Raw genomic sequence first — 23,663 nt, forward strand, 5'->3', positions numbered from 1 at the left:
GCCTCTAATAATGCATTACCATGCAGAGCATGGTAACAAGGAAAAAGCTCTCCAGCACTAGTTTTCGCCTTAAGTTGACACGCTTTGGGCTAGACGAAAAATTTAATGTTATTTAAGCACTAAGTATGAGCCGCAAAGTGCTTTATTTTTGATAAAAAGCCCATAATAAAATGTAACTTTATTTCGATGTTTTGTGCTTAATCGTGGTTTATACGGATACGTGCAAGATATCAGGTAGTAGGTTTTTTGATACGTTGATAACAATAGCTGCGACCTCTTTTGACCTTAGTCGTAGCTAATTTTACCTATTGGTTTAACTTTAGTCGAAGGGAATGTGTCTATTTGGTTGTAGGATTCCAGACGTTTTTCAGATGTTTGTGACTCGTTGAATCTCTACGATGAATACAGTTCCTAAAAAGATGAAAAAGTTGTATCAAACCTATACCCGACTGGTAATACAACTGAAGAAAAAATAAGGATCAACTTTTATCTAAAAGGAGCGATCGCTTACCTTAACATCGGTAGGACATTTTCCTATAGATAAAAATAAGAAAAGCAATGAGAGGTCATTCTAAGCTTGCTACAAAATTTACCTTGCTCCTTTCGCTAGTTTTTATAGGCGCTATCTTAATGAGTGGTTTTGCTTTATCAAAGGCACTTGAGCAAAGAGCTGAAGATGAAATAAATTATCGGGGGCAGATTCTCATACAAATGATAAATTCAGTAAGAGAGTATAGTGCTACCCACATAACTACTCTATTAGCACCTTACTTAGAAAATCAACAAAATTTTCTTCCCGAAAGCATTCCAAGTTTTGCAGCTAGAGAGGTGTTTGAAATTCTACGCAAAAATAAAGAATATACAGATTACTTTTACAAAGACGCTACACTCAATCCGACAAATACAAGGGATAAAGCTGACGAATTTGAGACCCAACTGATAGAGCAATTTCGTAACAAATCCGACTTGAAAATTTTATCAGGTTTTCGGAATTTGTATGGAAACGAATTGTTTTATAGCGCCCGTCCTTTTGCTGTTAAAGATTCAAGCTGTCTTCGCTGTCATGGCACCCCAGAAACAGCCCCTAAAAATCATTTAGAAACCTATGGAACAGAGAACGGTATGGGGTGGAAGCTCAATGAAATTATTGCGACTCAAATTGTTTATTTTCCTGTAAGTGAAGTTTTTGACAGAGTTTCTCAAGCTTTTTTCTTATTTATCGCAATTTTCGTTGGTATTTTTACCCTGGTCATTCTTACATTTAACTATTTGCTAAAGCGAAACGTTATCCAACCCCTCAAACCAATGGCGCAGCTGGCTCAAAAAATTAGCACGGATACATTTGTTTATAACCGGACTGAGATGTTTGAACTCAGAAGCTTGGTGGCGATCGCTAAGCGCACTGACGAGTTAGGACAGTTAGGAGAGGTGTTCCTGAGAATGGTTCATGAAGTCTACACTCGTGAGCAACGCTTGAAAAAACAGATGCAAGAACTCACCATCCAGATTGACGAAACCAAGAGGGTTCGTCAAGTGGCTGAAATCATTGATGCAGAATACTTTCAAAATTTAAGTGTACAGGCAAAAGAGATTAGAAAAAAATGGGCAGAATCCGATTCTTGAACAAGAGTAATACCAACTCGTCCCCTAAGCCTTAATGTCAATCCAAGTAAAAAGTAAAAAGTAAAAAGTAAAAAGAAAGACAACCCCATAGATGAATCAAGGGGCTTGTAGCAAGGACGCCTTTTTTTCACAGCATGAGTGTCTCAAAAAAATTCTTTACCTTCTTTTCCATGAAGAAATTCAGGGGCTTGTGACCAATTTTATTCTTCTTTCTTTTACCTTTTAACTTTTAACTTTTGCCTTATTCGGTCAACTCTTATCTTTGGAAATACATTATGTCTAAAATTGTATCCGTCCATTCATTCCGTGGTGGAACTGGCAAATCAAACGTAACTGCTAACCTAGCAACTATCATCGCTCGCTCTGGTCAACGGGTTGGCATTGTCGATACCGATATCCAATCGCCTGGAATCCACGTTCTTTTTGGTCTCAATGAGGACAAGATAGGCTACACTCTGAATGATTATCTGTGGGGACGCTGTGCCATTGAAGATGCAGCCTACGATGTCACCCCACTTCTCAAGACGAGCCACAAAGGCGCTGCGATCAGGGGTAGTATTTATCTGATTCCCTCCAGTATCAAGACTGGCGAAATATCTCGAATACTCCGTGAGGGATACGACGCACGCCTGCTCAACGAGGGTTTGGGCAATCTCAGCCGCCGTTTGAAACTGGATTACTTGTTGATTGATACTCACCCTGGTATTAACGAAGAAACGCTGCTCTCTATCATTCTTTCCAATGTCCTAGTCATTATCTTGCGTCCAGACCACCAGGACTACCAGGGTACAGCTGTCACTGTAGATGTTGCTCGCAAGTTAGAGGTGCCTAAAATGCTGTTGGTGGTTAACAAGGTACTGCCAGCTATCAACTTTGGGGTTTTAGAGCAACAGGTGCAAAGAACTTACAACACAACTGTGGCTAGCATTCTACCTGTGTCTGAAGAGATGTTTCAACTGGGTAGCAGCGATGTTTTCTCTCTGTGCTACCCGAATCATCCTTGGACGCAGGGCGTGAGTGCGATCGCAAAGCACATCGTTCAGAACAAAATAACAAGTTTATTCGGGCAGAATGGTTATCTAAAATTTTGACCTTTTTGTATCCCCAAATTAAAAATGTCTCGGCGGTGCTGCATCTGCTCATTTCTCCTCTGAAATTCGAGCGTATACGGCCTGCTGAATCGCTTAAGGTCCTGTGTTTCCTTCAGCTCGTCCTTAAGGTTGACATTAAAACTTTGAATTTGCTGGTTAATACGTGTTCGTAGTATTTTCTCTTGGTCTGATCCAGTTGTTTTTGGTTGTGCCAACACAGTGGCAGGTGTAAGAGCCAAAGACATTGCGAATAATACTGCTGCTACCCTCATTCTTGCCACCCTGATTCGCGTCTTTTCATTGTAGCTAAAAGCTTTTGTGTGAGGCTTATAGGGCATTGCTCAAGAGGCATATTTTTGGGTTTATCTTTGGATACATCTTGAGGGGAGCGGTTTTTTGAAGTGTAGCGTCATTGTTGCTTTGATAGCCAGTGCACTCACAGGCTAACTCGGTTGTTGCTGCCAGCCATTCATTAAATTGTTCTAAAATAACTCCTTACTTCTGGGGGACGGGGAAATAATGAAAAGATGCGTCCTCATGAAAGCAGGCATGACACGGAGATAAAAAAGTGCAAATCATTAAGCGCAATGTCGAGTTGAGAGTAGATGACAGTTTGATGCGTGTCTATGTAGCGGCTCCCAAAACAGCAGGACTTTACCCAGGTATTGTGTTCTATAGTGATATTTATCAGTTAGGTGGTCCCATAATTCGTCTAGCTAACTACTTAGCAGGATATGGCTACGTAGTGGCAGCCCCAGAAATTTTTCATCGCATTGAGCCAATTGGTTTAGTTATTGAACCAGACGATCTAGGTCGGATGCGGGGCAATGACGATGCTCGTCGAACTGCGATCGCTGATTATGATGCCGATTGCCGTGCTGTGATTGAATTTCTTAAAGCAGAAAGTTCGGTTTCTCCAGGTCAAATAGGCACTCTAGGCTTTTGTATTGGTGGGCACTTAGCTTTCCGTGCAGCATTCATGAGCGAAATTAAGGCTTCCGTGTGCTGCTACCCGACTGGCATTCCCAGTGGCAAGTTGGGGCAGGGGGTAGCTGATACAATCCATCGGGTGAGTGAAATCAAAGGCGAGATGCTAATAGTGTTCGGTACACTCGACCCTCACATCCCAGACTCGGATCGGCAAACCATAATTACAGCTCTGTTGAATGCTAATGTACCTCACAAAGTTCTCTTTTATGAAGCAGAGCATACTTTTATGCGCGACGATGGTTATCGCTACGATTCTGCTGCTACGACCTCTGCTTGGGCTGAAATAAAAGCTTTCTTGGAACGTATATTTCCTAACTGAAGAAATGTGACTCCCAACAGTCATCACCATACAAACCCTTGACTGCCATTGGGAGCAAAGCGTACATACCATCTCTGTGTTTTTGTTGCTTGCGAAGCCCCCTTAAATTACCCAAGCAGGCAGAGGAACTGCCCAAAGTCATGCACTGGCTGGTGGGATGCTGCGGGGTGTTGTAACCGAATACTGTTACGCAGATACTTTTTTCACGTTCTCAAGCTGGTTGACTTTATCCCACCAAGTCCGCAATTTCGGAGTTTGAGCAGTAGTTGCCTCAAACTCTGGAGTCTGGGAAAGGTAGATGAAGATGGGAATCAGGTAGAAATCGGCAATGCTCAATTCGCTGCCGAGCAGATACGGGCTAGCAACAGCTAGTGACTCGATTGCGTTTAGCGCGGTTTGTACAGGCGCGACAGCATTTTTCACTTTTTCCTCATCTGCCTTGCCACCCTGAGTTGGTACAATCAGACGCTGAACCACAATTGTGCCAATCGCAGGGGCATAGAGATAGCTATCAATAATTGCCATAATCTGGCGCATCCGAGCCTGGAGCATTGGATCAGATGGGCTGAATTTGTGCTCGGCTAAAACGGTGTCGAGGTACTCGGTAATTGCACCGGTTTCGTAAAGCAGTTGCCCATCCACTTCGAGTGTCGGCACTTTGCCAAAAGGATTCTTGGCGAGGTACTCTGCCGACTGGTTTTCCCCATTGAAGATATCAACTCCTTTGAGGGTATAGTCTACACCTGCTTCCTCTAGCAGCAACCGGACGGTACGGACATAAGTACTGGCAGGGGTTCCATAAACGGTGAGCTTTACCATTATTTTTAGGTTCTCAATCAAAAATCCAACAGTAATAAGCATACTCTGTTAATAGATGCGATCGCGATTCGAGTCACCTGTAGCCGCTCCAAGCTTTGACTGACAATAGCCTGTGTTATCTAGGGCACTCATGGCTTCGTCAAACAACAAAATCCGGGGGTGAGTGCGATGGCACGAAGTGCCCGCATAAACGCGATCGCAAAGCACATCGTTCAGAACAAAATAACAAGCTTATTCGGGCAGAATAGTTATCTAAAATTTTGATTAACAAAGAACAAGGTGAAATCTGGTTGTAGCACAATACATTTTTCACCTTATATAAAACTAGCAGGGAAATAAAAGTAGGAAATATACCCTATCTATTAGATATATATGCGTTGATTTTCTTAAAAAGTAGGAGATATGCCTGAAAATTGCAATCTCGCGCTGTCGATTTATTCCAAGAGTGCCGTCTGGAGCGATCGCCACCGGAGCTGCATAATTCACCTCACCTGCCGCTAGTAATGATTATTCGTTAGTTAAAAATGTGTGTGTATCTATCACCCCCCCCTTTGTGTGTGAGGGGCTTTTTATTTTGAGGGTAAGCGGCGGCGACGCAACGCGATTGGCAAAGCCCCGTTGGAAGCGATCGCTTCGACTTGGCTAAGGGGTTTGGCTACGGCGGCGTGTTTTTAGTGGTTCCCCTGTAGCGCTATTTCCTAGACAAAATGATAGATGACTGCTATGATTTATCCTTTCATAAGAAAACCCCAGTAAGACTGGGGCTTACCGAACGTTTTCTCTTGTCATATAATCACTCTGGTGACCATTCGGGAATAGGGAATCTCGCTCAATAAATTGGGTAAAAATTAACCCCGGTCGCACCGGGGTTAATTGTTAGAGAGCACCCTTAATGCTTGCCAACAGAGGATGTAGCGGCATATTGGGCAAACATATTCCGTGTATCAATATTCTTTTTAGTCATTTTAAAGAAATTCTTAACATCAAAAAATGACTTCAAGTTTTCTGTGTCAAAGCATTTGCCGAGCTATAAGCTGAGCAAACAGCCCCTGTTGATTTGCGAGTTGCTCAAAACTGCCCTGCTGCACAACCCTACCGCCTTGAAGCACATAAATACGGTTAGCATTACGGATTGTGCTGAGTCGGTGAGCGATCGCGATTCGGGTCACTTGTAGCCGCTCTAAGCTTTGACTGACAATAGCCTGCGTTCTGTTATCTAGGGCACTAGTGGCTTCGTCAAACAGCAAAATCCGGGGTTTCAACACCAGTGCGCGAGCAATCAACAGCCGTTGCCGTTGTCCCCCAGAGAGATTGCTACCCCCCTCACTGACTACAGTGTGCATACCCATCGGCATAGCATCGATATCATCCGCCAAGCCTGAGGCTCGCGCAGCTTCCCAAGCTTCATCCATAGTAATCAGGGCACCGCTGGCAATGTTCTCGAAGATGGAACCTGACATCATTCGGCTATTTTGCATCACAACACCTAACTGTCGGCGCACAGCGTGGACGTCCAGCCCAGCCAAGTCTTGCCCATCGTAGTAAATAGTGCCAGATTCAGGGAAGTCAAATCCCAGTAGTAACCGTAAAAGAGTAGATTTGCCGCTTCCAGAAGGTCCGACAATGGCAATAAACTCTCCCGCTTCAGCCCGGATAGTCACATCATCAAGCGTTAGGGGTCCATCATCTCGATAGCGGAAAACCACATGGTCTACAACCAGTCTGCCGGATAATCTACCAGGATCGGTCTTACTGGAATTTAATTCTGGTGCGGCTAAAAGAATTGGCTCAGCCCGATTCCACAAAGGCAAGACTTGCAAAACGTCCACAATCGTGCTACTCAAGCTGGTTGCTCCACTAATAAAGGTGCCATAAGCGACGTTAAACGCTAAGAAGGTGCCAATAGACAAGCCTCCTCCTGGAACCTGGGATTTTTGCAGCAAACTCGTAGCAAACCAGAAGAGGGCGGCATTCGTTAAAGGTGGCAACACCTTGTTGATAACGGTGAGGATGTCTTCAATCCCTTGGGTACTGAGCATCAATTTTAGCTGCTGACTATAGTGTTTACCCCAATAGGCAAAAGCCCGTGCCTCAGCTACGGCGACTCGGAGTTTGGCAACTCCATTAATCAGCTGCACCATCACTCCAAAAATCTCTCCTTCTATCTCCAGCATAGGACGAACCTGACGCAGAGTCAGGATGCCAGAGACGATGGTGACGGCAATATTCACAATAGCTACAACACAGGCTATCAGAGCTAGTGAAACATTATAGTAAAATAGCAATCCCAGGTTGAGTAACGAAAAAAGGCTTGAAAAGATGGTTTTTAGAACAGTACTACTCAGTTTCTCTCGGATCTGAGTGATAGCATTCACCCGAGAATTCAGGTCACCAGTTGAGTAGGAGCGAAAAAACGACGCCTTGAGGTTCAACAGCCGATCCCACACCGCCGCTTGAGTCGAGGAGTCTGCAAAGGTTTCCAACCTGATGATGGCAAACGCTTGGGTGAGTTGAAAGATAGCTCCCCCCAAGGCAGCAGCCAACAGACCTAAAGCGATTTGCAGCAGCAATTCCCGCTTAGCATCCGGGATGGCGTTGTCCATGAGAATGGCGGTGGCAGTTGGGGTGAGCATCCCCAGCAGGGTGGTAACAATTCCAGTCAATAAGATGACAATGAGCTCCTTGAAGTGACCCCGTAGCGCGAACTTAAGCAAATCTAAGGTTTTGAGTTTTTTATCAGGCAAAGGGCGATAAAATATATACGCAGTCGGGTCCAGCTTTGGTGCTTTGCGAGCATTCACAGGGATGCGAGTCCGCGACTGTGGGTCGAAAATCTGATAGGTGCTGTTAGATACTGGCAATAGGGCGACTGGACGGTTGTCTTCCACAGTGTAGGCAAGCATTGGACCGGAATCCTTTTTCCACCACTGATCAGTCAATGCGATCCGACGCATCCGTATGTGAGAAGCGCGGGCGATCGCCTCTAGGGGGTCTTGAACGCGTTTGAGGTCTTCCGATTTAGCTGGGGGACGAATCGTAATCCCCAAGGCTCGCCCCACTGCACCAGCAGCGATTAGTACGGCTTGGTCTGGGTCACTGGTAGTCGGTGTCACCACTGGGGAAAAGGCTGTTTTCCGTGGTTGCAGTACGGATGACAGTTCTCCCAATGTCTCTTCCATCACCTGATAATTGAGACGTTCCCTTTCCTCAAACCTACGTAATTCTGCAAACACCTCCCGCTGTTCCAACATCTCAATGCAGCCGAGAAAATAAGTTGCAAGCAAAGTCAAACTGTCTATTAAGGTATCCACATCTCGAATTGCAGACGTATTCACACTTGATAGCTCAACTGTTTCCCCAGCTTGCAACCACATACAACTATCCAAGGGCAAGATTCCATCTCCAAGGCAGAGCGGCAGTTCTTCAAACCCCATCCATCTGGCATACCCTTGCTGGATTTGCACCCAGGATACCGTGCCTTGCTGAGGCTGGAAGATATCACCAGTGCCTAACGAGAAGTAGTTGATACCCTCAAGTTGCGCTGGAAGCGTGGGAGGGGTAAAGTCGGAGAGTACCGAGCCTAGTTGATGAATCCAGTTCTCTAACAGAACCGTTGCGTTGCGATGACCATCGCCTTTTAAAGCGCTGGGTTGCGCCCAATCGTCGTTAGCAATCGACTTGCTAAAGTCTTCTATTGACACCCTAATGAGTTCTGTCTCCTCCATCGACACCGCCAGAATCTGACGCACCTCATCCTGCGAACTGACTGCTGTTGAGAACATTGCTTCCCCAGAGCCTATGCTAAATAAATAACGGCGTGAACCCTCAGGGATACCATGTTTGACCTTGATAGCAAATAGTGCCAATGAACCAGATTTTACCACCCAAACCGTCTGCGGATCATCTAGAATTATCGGTTCATTGCCTTGAAAAATATACTGTTGTCCCTGTTGAATTACGGTTATAGTTTGCTGTAACATTTTCGTTATTTTAAATTTTGACTTTCTTAAAACAGTGAACAGCTACCTACGCAGTGACGCCTGCGGGCGCTTTGGGGGATTTAAAAGAGCCACCAACGCTTATGCCTACGGCACGTCTCTTGACGAACGGTGCTCGGGGGTGGGGGACTGAAACATGCAAAGGATGAAACTGATAACTGATAACTGATAACTGATAACTGGTAACTGTTAAAGCGCTTCGCCCTCGCTGCGGATCAATTGCAAGTATGTCCCCTCGACCTGCTTTAATTCTTCATGGCTCCCTCGTTGAACCACCTTTCCGTGTTCGAGGACAATAATTTCATCACAATCGCGGATGGTACTTAGCCGATGCGCCACGATAATGCAAGTGCATCCTCGTTGGCGGAGTCTACGGTCAATGAATTTTTCTGTTTCGGTATCAAGAGCGCTGGTGGCTTCATCCATCACTAAAATCGCGGGGTTATTCACCAAAGCTCGGGCAATTTCCAGGCGCTGCCGCTGACCGCCGCTCAGATTGGTAGCACCTTCTGAGAGGTCGGCATTATAGCCCCCTGGCATTGAGAGGATAACATCGTGAATTGCTGCATCTTGACAAGCCCGCACCAGGTGACTCTCGGGCACTGTGGTATCCCATAGCGTCAAATTGTCCCTGACACTGCCAGCAAACAGAAAGATATCCTGCTCGACCAAGGCGATAGAATTGGCGAGTACTTGGCGTGGAATTTGCTCTCTTGGTTTTCCGTCGAAGCAGATATCTCCCTGCCAAGCTTCGTACAGCCCACACACCAATTTGGCAATCGTAGACTTACCAGAACCGCTTCCGCCCACCAAAGCGATTCGCTGCCCTGGTTTGAGCGAGAGATTTAAGTTTGAAATCAAGGGAGCAGCAACTCGGTTGTAGCCAAATGTAACATTCCTTAACTCGACATATCCCTGCAAGCGTACCGAAGCATGGAGTGCTGGGGTGGTAGGGTGGTAGACAGAGAGGTTCTTTTCATCTCCCTTGCTTTCCTTCTCTAATTGCAGATCTATTGGGTTGCGTAGGACATCATCTAGGCGATTCAGATTGCCCTCCACTTCTTGGAGGTCACTCCCAAGAGTGACTAAATTGTTGACAGGCGCTAGAAACTCCTGCATTAAGCTTTGAAATGCTACGAGCATTCCAATACTAAGATATCCATCTATCACCCGCAGACCACCCACGACCAAAAGAAGCATCGACGACATCGTGGAAAGGAAGGATGGCAACACTCCCAAAGTTTGGTTCGTCACATCCATTTCCTGCTTAGCGTTAATCGCCTTGGCATAGTAGCCCGCCCAGCGGGAGAAAAAATCGGACTCCAAACCGGATGCCTTAAGTGTTTCCATGCTTTGCAGAGCAGAAATTGATACTCCGGAAACTTTTCCTTCATCCTGTTGTAATCTCATATTGGCATCCACGCGCCGCCTTCTTACCCATTGCAAGGCAAGGAAATTCACAACGACAAAGGCGACTCCAATCGAGGTCAGTACCGTGTCATATTGCAGCATGACCGCACCATAAAAAATCACAGTTACAGATGCAATGACAGTAGTCGCTAACTTACCTGAAAGAAGGTCGGCTAACGAGTCGTTGAGGTGAACACGGTTGCTAATTTCCCCAGCAAACCGTTGGTCGTAAAAACTGACGGGTAGGCGCAGAATGTGCCACAGGAACTGACTCGACATCCCCACAGACAACTTAATTTTCATGCGGCGCAGGGACTGCAACTGTAGTAGTGTCAAAAATCCCATCAGCCCTGCTGTGAGGAGCATCCCCAAAATCAACGGGCGCAGCCACTCATCTCTGCCTTGAATCAAAATATTGTCTACAAATATCTGAGAAAACGTTGGCATTGCCAGTCCGGGAATCACGAGCAACAATCCTGCGACTACAGAGTAGACGAGTGCCCCACCAGACCTCTGCAACCGTTGCCATAAAGCCAAGAGTGTGCTGGGTTTGCGTCCCCCTTTTTTGAACTCTGGACTAGGTTCGAGAACCAGCACGACACCTGTGTATGCCTCATCAAATTCCTTTAGAGAGACAATACGCGGTCCAGTGGCGGGGTCATTGAGATAAACACGCTCTTTGCCGAATCCCTCTACGACTAGGAAATGGTTGAAGTTCCAAAATACTATGTAGGGGCATTGCAGTTGCTGCACGCTATCTAAGTCTAACTTAAAGCCTTTTGCCTTTAGCCCGTAGCTCCTAGCAGCATTTAGGATATTAGAGGCTTTACTCCCGTCCCGCGATATCCCGCAGTCTTGCCGGAGTTTTGCCAGTGTCACAATTCGACCGTAATAACCCAAAATGATACCCAAGGCAGCAGCGCCACATTCTACCGCCTCCATTTGTAAAAGAGTGGGGGTACGGCGTCGTCTGCCCTTACCCGTAAGCAATTTTTGTAGATTTTTTAGCATAAGTTATTTTGCTTACTTGAAAAATTCAAAATAAAAAATAGTTTTTTTTGAATTTTGAATTTTGAATTTTGAATTGTTTAATAGATCCCAGTCCAAGATTTCAGGATGGGAAAGACAAACGTGATTGGGGCTTGTTCCTCAATGGTGACTCGCACAGAAGTCGTGGTTCCAGAAGACATTTTCATTTGTGGACCCTTGGAAGAAGACCATTGATAGCCGCTGAAGGTGGAGGTATCCGGCTGAAGTTCGGCAATAACTTGCAGATGAGGACCTTGGGATATAAGCCCTTCTATGATTTCAGGATTACCCACCAGATTAGACGCACCTTCTTTAGTGATAGGAAAGGCTGAGACTCTGCTGACAGTGCCCATTATGCCGCCAAAGCGTTCGCGCTTGACTGTGGAGGGTGTAATTTGCAGCTTCATACCCTTTTGAACTTTCTTGCCTTCGCTGACTGGCAAATATGCGACACTAACCAGCTTGGCGGATTTCTCTTGCACTTCTATAGTCCCAATGCGGGTTCCTTGACTGAGAATTTGTCCGGGAGTCGCAGTCATTTCCAAAATGCGTCCGGTGTGTTCGCTTTTTATCTGGCTGTTATTTTGTAATTGCAGTTGTAGCTGGGCGATATTCCGCTTCACTTCCTGAATCTCATTTTTTCGGGTAATTGAAGATTGGAAATTTTGCTCAGCCAAAGTTTTTTCCTTGCTGTCCAGTTCCCGCAACTGGGTTTTGATGTCAGCAATTTGGCTAAGATTTTCGCGGTAGGACTTTTCTGCCTGAACCTGATTGATGTCTAGTTGCTTCAACTGGTCTTCAAAATCAGCGATTTTTTTAATGCCATCCAGGTAAGTCTGTTGTGCCTCGAGCAATGTATCTTCTGAAATCGCCCCTTCAATCTTTAGCTTTTTACGCCTCTCGAGCCTGTCCTTAAGAGTAGGAGTCAGAGCTTTAGTTTCTTGTATGCGTTGCTGTAAGTTCTGTCGCTGCTGCACAATAGCGCCTATATCTTTATCCCTAATAATTGGAGTCAAAGATTGAGCTTGCAAAAGGCGTTGCTGTAGGCTCAAACGCTGCTGTGCGATCGCCCTAATTTCCACTTCGCTGCGTTGACTCTGAAGTACACCAGCATTCTGATTCTGTGTCTCCAGTTCCACGAGCTTGGCGTGCTGCTGCAAAAGTTGCTTTTGCAGTTCCGCTTGACCAATCGTTCCCAGCAGCTGTCCCTTCTTGACGAAATCCCCGACACGTACATTTATTGTTTGCAACTGACCTGAGGTTGCTGACTGAAATGGTACAACCTTGCTGGGATAAACAAGCACTCCCTGACCCGTAACCGTAATCGGGATACGACCCACAACACTCCATGCCAGCCCAAATGCAACCAATGAGCCTAGAGCAGCCAAAGGTAGCCACTTCATAGGGCTAACGACTTGCATGAGCTGATCCAGTCGTTCGGGGGAAGATGAATGCTCTAAAGCTTTTTTGCGAAACAGATTGTTTTGTTGATTAACCATCTGAATATTTTCCAAATTGTTAATTGTTTGTTAGTTGTAGAGACGCTTCAAACAGCGCGTCTGTTAGTAAGTAGGATGTGTTACGGCTATGTAAGGATTTGAAAGTTTGAGAGAGTGAGAACTTGCCGCAGGGCATCGCAAAAGTTGGTGCCGTACTCTGGCTTTAACGCACCCTACAATTTAAGGTTTACTTTATCAATCAGTTTTAACTACTAACTCTTTACCATTAGCGACAAAGGCAACATTCAACACAGTTACCACGTACCAGCCGCAGTGCCGAGCTATGACTATACAGTTGCTTGGGAGGCGTGAGTCCCCCACGGATGCAAGTGGATTGTTTCAAGTGGGGTTTAAATCCCTATGGGTAACCTGGTCACTGATAACTGATAACTGTTCACTGTTTTAACTGCCACGAATTCTTTTCAACATCCAGTCAAATCTGGCTCCAGCCAATGCCACTTGAGCCAAAAAATCTGAACTAAGTTCATTTTCATATTTGAACCTTTTATCCAAGGGCTGACCAGTGCTATAGATAAGCCTGCCGTAACCAAGCCGAGTGACTATTGCCTGTTGTTTGTCTGCCAACAAAACCGCAAGCACTCTATAAAAACGGGCAGCAAAACCCACATCGTGCAGCAGTTTTGCCGTAAGTCGCCACCGGGGAATTGACAACACGAGCGAGTCTTCCAGCGCCTTTACACTGACAGAGGGTGGGGGAGCTTCTACAAAAGGCGTTTCTCCTACCATGTCGCCTCGAGATAATCTCGCGAACTCACGTTCTGGAGTTTCGCTACCTTCCAAGCTCGAAAAAGCACGGGCTAAGGGATTGCGCTCATCCTCAAGGGCAGAAAGCGTGATTTTCCCATCCAGTAGGATATGCAGCGCTTCCACAGGTCTTCCTGCATGGATGAGGATAGTGCCAGCAGTAATTCTGCTCGCATTACCTGCTGTAATCAACCAATCGATGTCACTATCACGCAATTCTGCAAAGATAAATAAAATTTCTCTTAACTGAGGTTGGGCAAAGACGAGTGTGCTATGACCAAGCTGACTCACTATCCTCTCCAGTCTGTCTGCAAGCAGAATCGCGCTCGCCCGATAAAGATGAGCAGCAAAACTTACATCTTCTTGCAGTTTTGCCGCCAATAACTGTTGCGGAATCGCCAATATAAGCGACTTTTTCAGGGCTTTAACAGTCATAGAGGGCAGGTAGGAGTCTAAAAAGGGAATTTCTCCTACCATTTCACCACTTGATAATCTCGTGATTTCTCGCTCTGACATTTCGCCACCTTCTAGGGCAGCAAAAGCGCGACCCAATGGATTGTTTTCAGCCTGAGAGATGGAAACTGTCAACGCTCCGTCCAACAAAATATACAGTGCATTGACAGGTTGACCTTGACGGATGAGAACTGTGCCAGGAGTAATTTCTTCCCTACTACCCGCCGCAAGCATCCAGTCAATATCGCTATTACTAAGTTCCTTTAGTAAAACTTCTGTCATAATTTTTAACTTCCTTTTGCTCGGCGAACGAGAGAGGGATTTGCACGTAAGTAATGCATATGTAGTATGAATGTGGAAAACTTGATTGTCCACAGATCGGTATTAAGCAATTCAAAATTCACGCATTAAGAAAACTAGTGCTGGTAAGCCGTAGCATCAACTCTGTTACCATTGGCAACAGCAAAAGCGTTAGCCACCGCAGGAAAATACTTCTTAAGGTAGTTGTGTTCTTTTATGGCTTTGGTATATGAAGAATTTCTAATCCTTGTTTTGACGTAGTTTCGCAACAAACAATAGTATTTAAATGAGAAATATCAAATTGTGTTGCAAAGAAGCGATGGCGCAGAGCGATCGCCTTCAGCACTGTCGATGTGCCCTATCGCGTAATTCATGATTATGTCTGAGTTTCAGGGTAAGTGGCATATTTTTCTTTCACCAAAGTGAGGAAAAGCGAGATTATAAGGGGCAACCTCTGCTTCGTTCCGTTTGGAACTGTATTCATAGTAGGAATTTCACAAGGGATAAACATCTGAAAAACGTCTTGAATCCCATCTCGGCAATATGGCGGAATAGATAAATTCCCTCTGACTTTTGTTGATAATATGAGCAAATGTACTTATGACAAAAGTTGGGGAAGTGCTAGAACAGTTGAAAACTCCTGCCTTATGCTTGATGAAGAAAAACTACCATACACTCAGCGGTTTTGCATCTCCCGCCAAACTTTATAATAATGGTCACTGACCCCAGGCTAAAGCCGTGGGGCTTGAAAGCGGAAAATTCACCAATTTCTTAATTCAAGAGAAAACCAGTGTCTAGGCAACTGACTTGCACGTTGTGTACGACGAGTCGGGACTGAACTAACTAGCATGGTAGCTCGTAGGACGGAAGAATGCCTCCCTAGTTCTTCTCCACTCCGTTAGTCAGCGCCGAAGGGAAATATTTACTCGTAAGAGGCTTATAGCAAATGTTTGTACCAGTCGTAGATTCAAATAATCGACCCCTGATGCCAACAATACCCAGTCGGGCAAGACGTTGGATAAAGTCAGGCAAGGCTACACCGTTGTTTAAAAAAGGAGTGTTTTGTGTTCGACTCAACGTAGAACCATACTCGCGCAACAATCAACCCGTTGCAGTTGGCATAGATCCAGGAAGTAAGCGCGAGGGCTTCACAGTTAAATCCAAGGCTCATACTTACCTAAACATTCAAACTCATAGCGTGGACTGGGTAAAAGATCATGTAGAAGTTCGCCGAAATATGCGACGCGCAAGGCGGTTTCGTAACACCCCATGTCGCCAAAATCGAACAGGACGACTTGTTAATAAAGAAAAGCTGCCACCATCTACTAAAGCCAGATGGCAATGGAAGCTTAGGATTTGTAAGTGGTTAACTTTACTGTTTCCTGTCTCGATTTTTGTGGTAGAGGATGTCAAGGCGAAAACTTGGAAGAATGCCCGAAAGTATAATGTCATGTTTTCCCCAATAGAAGTTGGGAAACAATGGTTCTACTACCAACTACGCTTAATTGCTAACTTGGAAACTCGTACAGGATTTGATACTTACGAGACAAGGCAAGAGTTAGGGTTGAAAAAATCCAAGAACAAACTATCTAATAAATTTGATGCTCACTGCGTTGACTCGTGGGTTTTGGCTAATTGGTATGTAGGGGGTCATATCAGCCCAGACAATATGACATTGATTGAAATCATGCCCTTAGAATTTCATCGTCGTCAACTTCACCGACTGCAACATCAAGCAGGGCATATTAGACCTCGCTATGGTGGAACCATAAGCGCAGGTTTTAAACGCGGCTCAATTGTTAAACATCCTAAGTATGGTTTTGCTTATGTTGGTGGTTGGCAAGAATCGCCAACAAAGAAAGACCCTGACAGGAAAACAATGAGCTTGCACAGTCTTGATACTGGCAAGCGATTGTGTCAAAACGCATTACCCACAGATTGCAAGTTTTTGTCTTACAACTCGTGGCGCTTGAGCTATTAATTTGTAAAGCCGTCCTAGAAGGACGGGGTTTCAAACCCAGGAATTCCGATGAAGAAATCAGCCTTTAAGAACTACCTCTTTAAGGAATCAGACATCATTTCAGCGAGCTAGTGTACCTGGAAGCCTAAATGATTGACACATAATACATATACATAATACATATCAATCACTGGCTAAATGCCAATCAGGTAGAAGGAATGATTCTATGGGCTTAAGCAATGGAAGTAAAATTCCAGAGGTTCTTGAAAAATATGAAGCACAACTGTTGGCAGACTGGATTCAAGCACTAGTGGCTAACAATGCCAGCAAAGGTTTGATCAAAGAAACACAGTTGCGGGAGGAGTGTCAGGAATTCCTAAGTTTGCTGAAGGCATCTGTCCATAACGGCAACTTAAGCAACGTGCAATCCTCCGAGTGGCGTTCTGTGCGAGAAATGCTCACCAGTGTTTCTCGTACTCGTTCGCAAAAAGGCTTTACACCGTCGGAAACTGCCACGTTTGTTTTATCGTTTAAGCAACCGCTATTTGCTCGCTTGCGCGAGGAACTCGCTGGTGATGCAAACGCCTTACTGGACGATACCTGGTTAGCGACCACTGTCATAGACCAGCTGGGACTGTTAACAATTGAAGCTTATCAAAAGTCGCGTGAAGAAGTCATCATTCGGCAGCAAGAAGAGTTGATGGAACTTTCAACACCCGTTGTTAAGCTGTGGGATGGTATCTTAGCTCTGCCAATTATTGGCACATTAGACAGCAGCCGTACCCAAGTGATGATGGAGTCTTTGTTGCAGAAGATTGTGGAGACGGGTTCAGAAGTCGCCATCATCGACATCACCGGAGTGCCAACAGTAGATACACTCACAGCTCAGCACTTACTGAAGACAGTCACCGCAGCTCGGTTAATGGGTGCAGATTGCATTATCAGCGGAATTCGCCCCCAAATTGCTCAAACAATTGTTTACCTAGGCGTGGATCTGGCAGACATAATCACAAAGGCATCTTTAGCCGATGCTTTTCTGCTGGCTCTAAAACGCCTTGGGATGACAATCAACCGTCCCCAAGCCCGCTAAGGAGTTAACAGGTCTTTTTATGGAACGCATTCCCATACTCCAAATGGGCGAATTCCTTATAGTATCGATTCAAGTTGATATGCACGATCGCCTGGCGATGACTTTACAAGATGACTTGACAAATCGCATCAGCGAGACACAAGCTCATGGGGTACTGATTGATATTTCGTGTTTAGAAATTGTGGATTCCTTTATTGGCAGAATTCTGGGGAACATTGCTAAGATGTCACAGATTCTTGATGCTCAAACGGTTGTGGTCGGAATGCAACCAGCAGTTGCCATCACCTTAGTAGAGCTAGGACTTTCTTTAACAGGTATTCGCACGGCGTTAAACGTTGAGAAGGGCATGGCACTTCTGCGGGCATCGCTGAAGGCGACTGCTGGAGGAAACGCAGATGGATACACCCGGGTATGAAACCATGAGTATCCAATCCTCACAAGATGTGGTTTTGGTGCGGCAGGCGGTGCGGCAGTTAGCTGTGAAACTGGGGTTTAGCCTGGTAGATCAGACGAAAATTGTCACGGCAGCCAGCGAGCTAGCCCGTAATACTTTGGACTACGGAGGCGGTGGCACTGTTAAACTAGAAGCACTGCAGAATGGAATGCGTCGGGGTCTGCGGCTCGTTTTTGAAGACTCCGGACCAGGGATTCCAGATATTGACTTGGCACTCAAAGATGGTTACACCACAGGTGGTGGGTTGGGCATGGGGCTAAGCGGTGCAAAGCGACTGATGAATGAATTCAATATCGTTTCTCATGTAGGTGAGGGCACCTGCGTCACAATTACAAAGTGGAAGTAACTATGTTATGAGAGAATCCCTCGCCCTACCAATTGAAGAGCAAAGTCAGGCAGGTGAAGCACGACGCAGCGCTCTAGCGCTAGCGAGTCATCTCGGTTTCAACGAGACTGATCGGGGAAAAGTCGGTATTGTCGTGACCGAAGTTGCAAATAACCTGGTGCGACACGCTAGGGATGGGGTACTGCTGGTACAAGCAATTGAAAAGTACAACATCATGGGTTTGGAAGTCCTGGCGTTGGACACTGGACCTGGGATGGACAACATAGGCGAGTGTATGGAAGACGGGTTTTCGACAGCCGGAAGTTCCGGAAATGGGTTAGGCGCGATCAGCCGTCTTTCTGGTTTTGTGGATATTTATTCCATCCCGAATGCAGGGACAGCTATCCTGAGTCAGCTTTGGGCTAGCCCCTTACCCACAAGTAAACCCCTAGAGAATCTTGAGATCGGAGTGGTGTGTCTGCCAAAACCGGGAGAGGAGGTTTGCGGCGATGCTTGGGCAAGTATTATCAATCAAGAGCGCAGTTTGCTGCTAGTTGCCGATGGATTAGGTCACGGACCACAAGCCGCTCAAGCATCAACAGAAGCTGTGAGAGTTTTTCAGGAAAATGTCAACCGTAGTCCTCAAGAAATAGTGGCAGCAATTCATCAAGCGTTACGGAGTACACGGGGAGCAGCGCTGGCGATCGCAGAAGTCAACTTTGAACACCAATCTGTTCGCTTTGCTGGGGTGGGCAATATTGCTGGCAGTGTCATCTGGCCTGACGGAAGCTACAACATGGTTTCCTACAACGGTACAGTCGGGCATGAAGTCCGCAAAATTCAAGAGTTTACTTACCAATGGCATCCAGGGGCAATCTTGCTCTTACATTCCGATGGCTTGGGAACTCAATGGCGATTAGAGCGCTATCCTGGTCTAATCTATAAACATCCCAGCTTGATTGCTGGCGTTTTATATCGAGATTTTAAACGAGTCCGCGATGATGTTACTGTGCTGGTTGCCCGTGAGAATGTATAGCCATGAGTACAACTATCCTCACCTTAGAAATTCGCTATGAGCAAGATGTGGTGCTGACTCGTCAAATGGCACGCCAGATTGCCCAAGCTTTGGGATTTGATGCCCAAGACCAAGCACGCCTTGCCACAGCTGTTTCAGAAATCGCTCGGAATGCTTTTATCTATGCTAGGGGCGGAATCGTTGAATTTTCGGTAGATGACGAATCCCCGCAGAACCTTTGGATTAGCATTCGCGATCAAGGTCCGGGGATTCTTAACTTGCAGGCGATTTTAGATGGGCGATACACTTCCACAACCGGGATGGGGTTGGGAATCATTGGCACTCGTCGGCTGATGGATCAGTTTCAAATTGAGTCGGTTGCGAACCAGGGAACCACAGTATTGATGGGGAAAACCCTGCCAAAACGCTCACCTCAGGTGACAACAGAGCGCTTGCACCTTCTTAGAGATCAGTTGGATAATCGAGAACCGCAAAATCCGTTTGAGGAAATTCAACGGCAGAACCAAGAACTGCTACGTGCAATGCAGGAGTTACGCCAGCGCGAGGAGCAGTTAACTCAGCTCAACCGCGAACTAGAAGACACCAATCGCGGTGTCGTGGCTTTGTATGCCGAATTAGACGAAAAAGCGGATTCTCTACAAAAGGCAAATGAACTGAAAACTCGGTTCCTCTCGAATATGAGCCATGAGTTTCGCACGCCCCTGAACTCAATTATGTCTCTGTCTCGGATTTTGATAGACCGAATGGATGGTCCCTTAACAACAGAGCAGGAAAAGCAAGTCAATTTCATTCAAAAAGCTGCAGAAGGTCTATCCGAGTTGGTCAACGACCTCTTAGACTTAGCAAAGGTAGAAGCTGGAAAAATTGTCGTCCATCCCAGCCAGTTTGAAGTGAGCGACTTATTTGGGACTTTGAGAGGAATGTTGCGTCCCTTGCTTGCTCATAACTCCTCAGTTGCTCTTGTCTTTGAGGAACCTGTTGGCATTCCGCCTTTGTATACAGATGAAGGTAAGGTCGCCCAAATTCTGAGAAATTTTATCTCTAATGCACTAAAGTATACCGAGCGTGGTGAGGTGCGAGTGGCAGCAGTCATGGCAGGTCACACCGTCACTTTCTCCGTCGCCGATACAGGTATTGGAATTGCACCGCAGGATCAAGAGCGGATTTTTGAGGATTTTATTCAAATAGAATCTAAACTCCAAAAAAAAGTCAAAGGAACAGGTTTGGGACTGCCACTGTCGCGCAAGTTGACAGAATTGTTGGGAGGAAGAGTCTGGGTTCATAGTGAATTAGACAAGGGATCAACATTTTTTGCTTGTATCCCATCGGTCTTTCCTGGTTCTGCCGAAGTCTCCTCAATGGGACAAGTTACTTGGCAAATTGACCCCAATCGCCTTCCTATATTGGTTGTGGAAGACAATCCTGAAACTATTTTTGCTTACGAGAAGTATTTTCAAGAATCGAATTATCAGATGATTTCGGCACGAACGCTCAACGCGGCAAAGCAGGCGCTTGTCGCGTTTCAGCCAATCGCCATTATGTTAGATATTTTACTTGAAAAGGAAAACACTTGGGCGTTTCTCTTGGAAACCAAGAGCAATGAAGCAACCCGAAATATTCCCATTCTTGTGATCTCCGTCGTAGATAACGAGAAGCAAGTGATGGCTAGAGGAGCCGAGGGGTTCCTGATTAAGCCTGTAGATAGATTTTCACTGTTGAACAAACTCAGTACGCTTGTCAAGCAGGGTAGGCAACAAAAGCTTTTGCTGATTGATGACGATAAGACATGGCGGTACGTGTTAAAGCAACTTCTAGTCCATATTCCCCTAGATATTCTGGAAGCAGCAGATGGACGTGAGGGGATTCGTTTAGCTCAAGTCGAAAATCCTGACTGTATTGTGTTGGATTTTAATATGCCAGAATTGAGTGGCATTGAAGTTTTGAACCAACTCAAAAGCAACAGCGCAACTAGCACGATTCCCGTAATTGTCAACACATCAAAACAGCTAGAACCCCAAGAGCAAAAGTTTCTAGCGCAACACACTGTCGCAATTCTTTCTAAAGAAAGTCTTTCTCAAGAAGTTGCTCTTGCTCAATTACGGGAAGCCCTGAGAAAAGCTGGGCTATTTTTAGATACTTGAGAGAAAAACTATGTCAGAACCGTTAGTCACAATTTTGCATGTTGACGACAACGAAACCAACCGTTATGTTGTCGCTCGCGTATTGCGAAGTGCTGGCTTTGCGGTGATGGAGGCTACCACAGGCGAGGCGGGGTTGCAGGCGATCGCTCAAGCTGAACCGGGATTGGTGATTCTGGATGTCCAGCTTCCTGATACTAACGGCTTTGAAGTTTGTCGTCAGATTAAATCCAACTCAGCGACTGCCAATCTTCCCGTGCTTCATCTGTCTGCCCATTTTACTGAAAGTCGGGACAAAGCTCAAGGATTAGACAGCGGTGCAGATGCTTACCTGGCGCAACCTGTCGAGCCGATTGAATTAATTGCGACGGTGAAAGCGTTACTGAGGATGCGGCGGGCTGAGGAGTTAGCTTCAGCTATGGCGCGGGAGTGGCAAACAACTTTCGACTCGATTAGTGATGGAGTTGGGTTACTCGACAAGGAAGGTAAATTCCTGCGTTGTAACAAAGCCATGACAAAGCTTTTGAACAAACCGTCTAGCGAAATCATCGGGAGGCGGCATCAGGATATGATGCAAATGGCACTCGGCTGCGATGTCACTCCCTTCCTTCGTGTTCAGGAAAGTCGACATCGTCAAAGCTTGGTGATTCACACTCTTGGACGGTGGTTTTCTGTCACAGTCGATCCGGCGCTGGATGAGTTTGGAAAGTTTACTGGTGCTGTTTACAACCTGGCTGATATCACAGTTCAAAGGCAGGCAGAAATAGCGTTGCGCTCAAGCGAAGAACGGTTCCGCTTACTGCTGGAGAACGTCAAGGACTACGCAATTTTCTTCTTAGACTCACAAGGGCGGATTAACGGTTGGAGTTTGGGAGCCGAGTATATTTTGGGCTATCAGGAGGCAGAGATTCTCGGACAGCCTAGCGGCATTATCTTTATACCAGAAGACTTGCAGCAGGGGGAAGACAAGAAAGAACTGGAAAAGGCAGTCGCAGAAGGGCGGGCTGAGAATGAACGCTGGCATCTGCGGAAAGACGGCAGCCGTTTCTGGGCAAGTGGCATCGCCACACGCTTAATAGATGAAGCTGGACAGCTACGAGGCTTCTGTAAAATTATGCGTGATCTCACTGAGCGAAAGCGAGCCGAAGATGAACGCGCCCAGCTCCTTGAGCGTGAGCAAGAGGCACGAAGTGCAGCAGAAGCAGCCAATCGCATGAAGGATGAATTCTTGGCGACTCTTTCCCACGAATTACGCTCTCCCCTGAATGCTATGCTGGGGTGGACGCGCTTACTCAATACTCGCAAGTTTGACGAAGCCACAACCGCACGCGCAATGGAAACGATTGAGCGCAGCGCCAAGTCACAAGCGCAACTGGTTGAAGATTTACTTGATGTCTCGCGTATTATTCAGGGTAAGCTCCGGTTGAATGTTCGTCCCATAGGATTGGTGTCGGTGATTGAAGCAGCGCTGGAAACAGTGCGTCCGGCGGCTGATGCCAAGGAAATTCAACTCCAATCAGCGCTTGACCGAACAGCAGGTCCAGTTGCGGGCGACTCTGACCGTTTACAACAAGTTGTCTGGAATTTATTATCTAATGCAATTAAGTTCACTCCTAAAGGAGGACTGGTGCAGATCCTGCTGGAGTGTGTTAACTCTTATGTTGAAATTACGGTTACAGATACAGGCAAAGGGATCAGCCGTGAGTTTGTCCCTTATGTGTTCGAGCGATTTCGGCAGGCTGATAGTTCCACGACTCGCACGTACAGTGGATTAGGACTGGGGCTGGCGATCGTCCGTCACCTGGTAGAGTTGCATGGAGGCACAGTTCATGCAGAAAGTCAAGGTGAGGGCAAAGGAGCAACTTTTAAAGTTAGGTTGCCACTTGTGAAAGAAAGCAGAACCAGGGAACAGCAAGCCAAGAAAGAAAATATGGCTCCTGTGCTTTTGTGTACCTCTACACCTCTGCCCATACTGGATGGCTTGCAAATACTGGTGGTTGACGATGAAGCGGATACACGAGAATTTCTCGTCGCCGCAGTAGAGATGTGTGGGGCGGAAGTGATTGCAGTTTCATCGGCAATCGAGGCAATTGAAGTCATCTCGCAACACAGATTCGATGTCCTTGTCAGCGATGTTGGTATGCCAGAAGAAGACGGCTACAGCTTAATTCGCAAGGTACGGAAGCTCCCAAAAGAGCAAGGGGGAGATATTCCAGCAGTGGCATTAACAGCTTATGCTAGGGAAGAAGACCGGATGCGATCGCTCTCCCAAGGGTTTCAAATGCACTTGTCTAAGCCTGTGGAGCCAGATAAATTGGCAACTATGATTGCAAGTTTGGTGAAAAAAACTGCAAAAAGTTAAGA

General features: G+C 46.1%; 17 protein-coding genes. 11 read left to right on the top strand and 6 right to left on the bottom strand.

Going from position 1 to position 23,663, the window contains the following annotated elements:
• Positions 1 to 558 precede the first annotated feature (558 nt).
• From AACT52_RS33950 to AACT52_RS33960, 3 genes are all read left to right on the top strand, one after another.
• A complete protein-coding gene (locus AACT52_RS33950) occupies positions 559 to 1,623 on the top strand; it encodes a Tll0287-like domain-containing protein (RefSeq protein ID WP_073628246.1) in 1,065 nt (354 codons plus the stop codon).
• Positions 1,624 to 1,898: 275 nt separating this feature from the next.
• Complete coding sequence (locus tag AACT52_RS33955) at positions 1,899 to 2,714, top strand: MinD/ParA family ATP-binding protein (RefSeq protein WP_073628248.1); 816 nt, start codon at positions 1,899 to 1,901, stop codon at positions 2,712 to 2,714.
• Between the two features lie 568 nt (positions 2,715 to 3,282).
• The gene (locus AACT52_RS33960; protein ID WP_073628250.1) at positions 3,283 to 4,023 is read left to right on the top strand and encodes a dienelactone hydrolase family protein; all 741 of its coding nucleotides are present in this window, start codon (positions 3,283 to 3,285) and stop codon (positions 4,021 to 4,023) included.
• A 186-nt stretch (positions 4,024 to 4,209) separates the two neighbouring features.
• On the opposite strand, the gene AACT52_RS33965 is transcribed toward AACT52_RS33960, so the two are convergent.
• From AACT52_RS33965 to AACT52_RS33990, 6 genes are all read right to left on the bottom strand, one after another.
• Positions 4,210 to 4,884 carry a glutathione S-transferase family protein gene (locus AACT52_RS33965; protein ID WP_198940839.1) on the bottom strand — a complete coding sequence of 225 codons (675 nt, stop codon included), beginning with the start codon at positions 4,882 to 4,884 and terminating at the stop codon, positions 4,210 to 4,212.
• Between the two features lie 6 nt (positions 4,885 to 4,890).
• On the bottom strand, positions 4,891 to 5,049 hold the full coding sequence (locus AACT52_RS33970; protein WP_158054537.1) for a hypothetical protein: 159 nt from the start codon (positions 5,047 to 5,049) through the stop codon (positions 4,891 to 4,893).
• 803 nt (positions 5,050 to 5,852) lie between these two features.
• Positions 5,853 to 8,822: an NHLP bacteriocin export ABC transporter permease/ATPase subunit gene (locus AACT52_RS33975; protein WP_073628252.1), complete on the bottom strand. Its 2,970-nt coding sequence runs from the start codon at positions 8,820 to 8,822 to the stop codon at positions 5,853 to 5,855.
• 207 nt (positions 8,823 to 9,029) lie between these two features.
• Complete coding sequence (locus tag AACT52_RS33980; protein ID WP_073628254.1) at positions 9,030 to 11,261, bottom strand: NHLP family bacteriocin export ABC transporter peptidase/permease/ATPase subunit; 2,232 nt, start codon at positions 11,259 to 11,261, stop codon at positions 9,030 to 9,032.
• A 77-nt stretch (positions 11,262 to 11,338) separates the two neighbouring features.
• Positions 11,339 to 12,778: an NHLP bacteriocin system secretion protein gene (locus tag AACT52_RS33985; protein WP_073628256.1), complete on the bottom strand. Its 1,440-nt coding sequence runs from the start codon at positions 12,776 to 12,778 to the stop codon at positions 11,339 to 11,341.
• A 402-nt stretch (positions 12,779 to 13,180) separates the two neighbouring features.
• The gene (locus tag AACT52_RS33990; RefSeq protein WP_073628258.1) at positions 13,181 to 14,278 is read right to left on the bottom strand and encodes a cyclic nucleotide-binding domain-containing protein; all 1,098 of its coding nucleotides are present in this window, start codon (positions 14,276 to 14,278) and stop codon (positions 13,181 to 13,183) included.
• Positions 14,279 to 14,896: 618 nt separating this feature from the next.
• On the opposite strand from AACT52_RS33990, the gene AACT52_RS33995 reads away from it, so the two are divergent.
• From AACT52_RS33995 to AACT52_RS34030, 8 genes are all read left to right on the top strand, one after another.
• Positions 14,897 to 15,019 (top strand): hypothetical protein, encoded by a 123-nt coding sequence (locus AACT52_RS33995; protein ID WP_272937066.1) that lies wholly within the window; start codon positions 14,897 to 14,899, stop codon positions 15,017 to 15,019.
• Positions 15,020 to 15,242: 223 nt separating this feature from the next.
• Complete coding sequence (locus AACT52_RS34000; RefSeq protein ID WP_073628260.1) at positions 15,243 to 16,277, top strand: RRXRR domain-containing protein; 1,035 nt, start codon at positions 15,243 to 15,245, stop codon at positions 16,275 to 16,277.
• Between the two features lie 205 nt (positions 16,278 to 16,482).
• Positions 16,483 to 17,346 carry an STAS domain-containing protein gene (locus AACT52_RS34005; protein ID WP_073628262.1) on the top strand — a complete coding sequence of 288 codons (864 nt, stop codon included), beginning with the start codon at positions 16,483 to 16,485 and terminating at the stop codon, positions 17,344 to 17,346.
• A 19-nt stretch (positions 17,347 to 17,365) separates the two neighbouring features.
• Positions 17,366 to 17,761 (top strand): STAS domain-containing protein, encoded by a 396-nt coding sequence (locus AACT52_RS34010; RefSeq protein WP_073628264.1) that lies wholly within the window; start codon positions 17,366 to 17,368, stop codon positions 17,759 to 17,761.
• On the top strand, positions 17,742 to 18,146 hold the full coding sequence (locus AACT52_RS34015) for an anti-sigma regulatory factor (protein ID WP_073628266.1): 405 nt from the start codon (positions 17,742 to 17,744) through the stop codon (positions 18,144 to 18,146). Before AACT52_RS34010 ends, AACT52_RS34015 begins: the two co-directional genes overlap by 20 nt.
• 7 nt (positions 18,147 to 18,153) lie before the next feature.
• Positions 18,154 to 19,161 carry a SpoIIE family protein phosphatase gene (locus AACT52_RS34020; RefSeq protein WP_073628268.1) on the top strand — a complete coding sequence of 336 codons (1,008 nt, stop codon included), beginning with the start codon at positions 18,154 to 18,156 and terminating at the stop codon, positions 19,159 to 19,161.
• A gap of 2 nt (positions 19,162 to 19,163) precedes the next feature.
• A complete protein-coding gene (locus AACT52_RS34025; RefSeq protein ID WP_073628270.1) occupies positions 19,164 to 21,302 on the top strand; it encodes an ATP-binding protein in 2,139 nt (712 codons plus the stop codon).
• A gap of 10 nt (positions 21,303 to 21,312) precedes the next feature.
• Positions 21,313 to 23,661, top strand: coding sequence for a hybrid sensor histidine kinase/response regulator (locus AACT52_RS34030; RefSeq protein WP_073628272.1), 2,349 nt, complete (start codon positions 21,313 to 21,315; stop codon positions 23,659 to 23,661).
• Positions 23,662 to 23,663: the final 2 nt, after the last annotated feature.

The sequence above is a fragment of the Scytonema sp. HK-05 genome, from assembly GCF_963872035.1.
Taxonomy (GTDB): Bacteria; Cyanobacteriota; Cyanobacteriia; order Cyanobacteriales; family Nostocaceae; genus Kalymmatonema.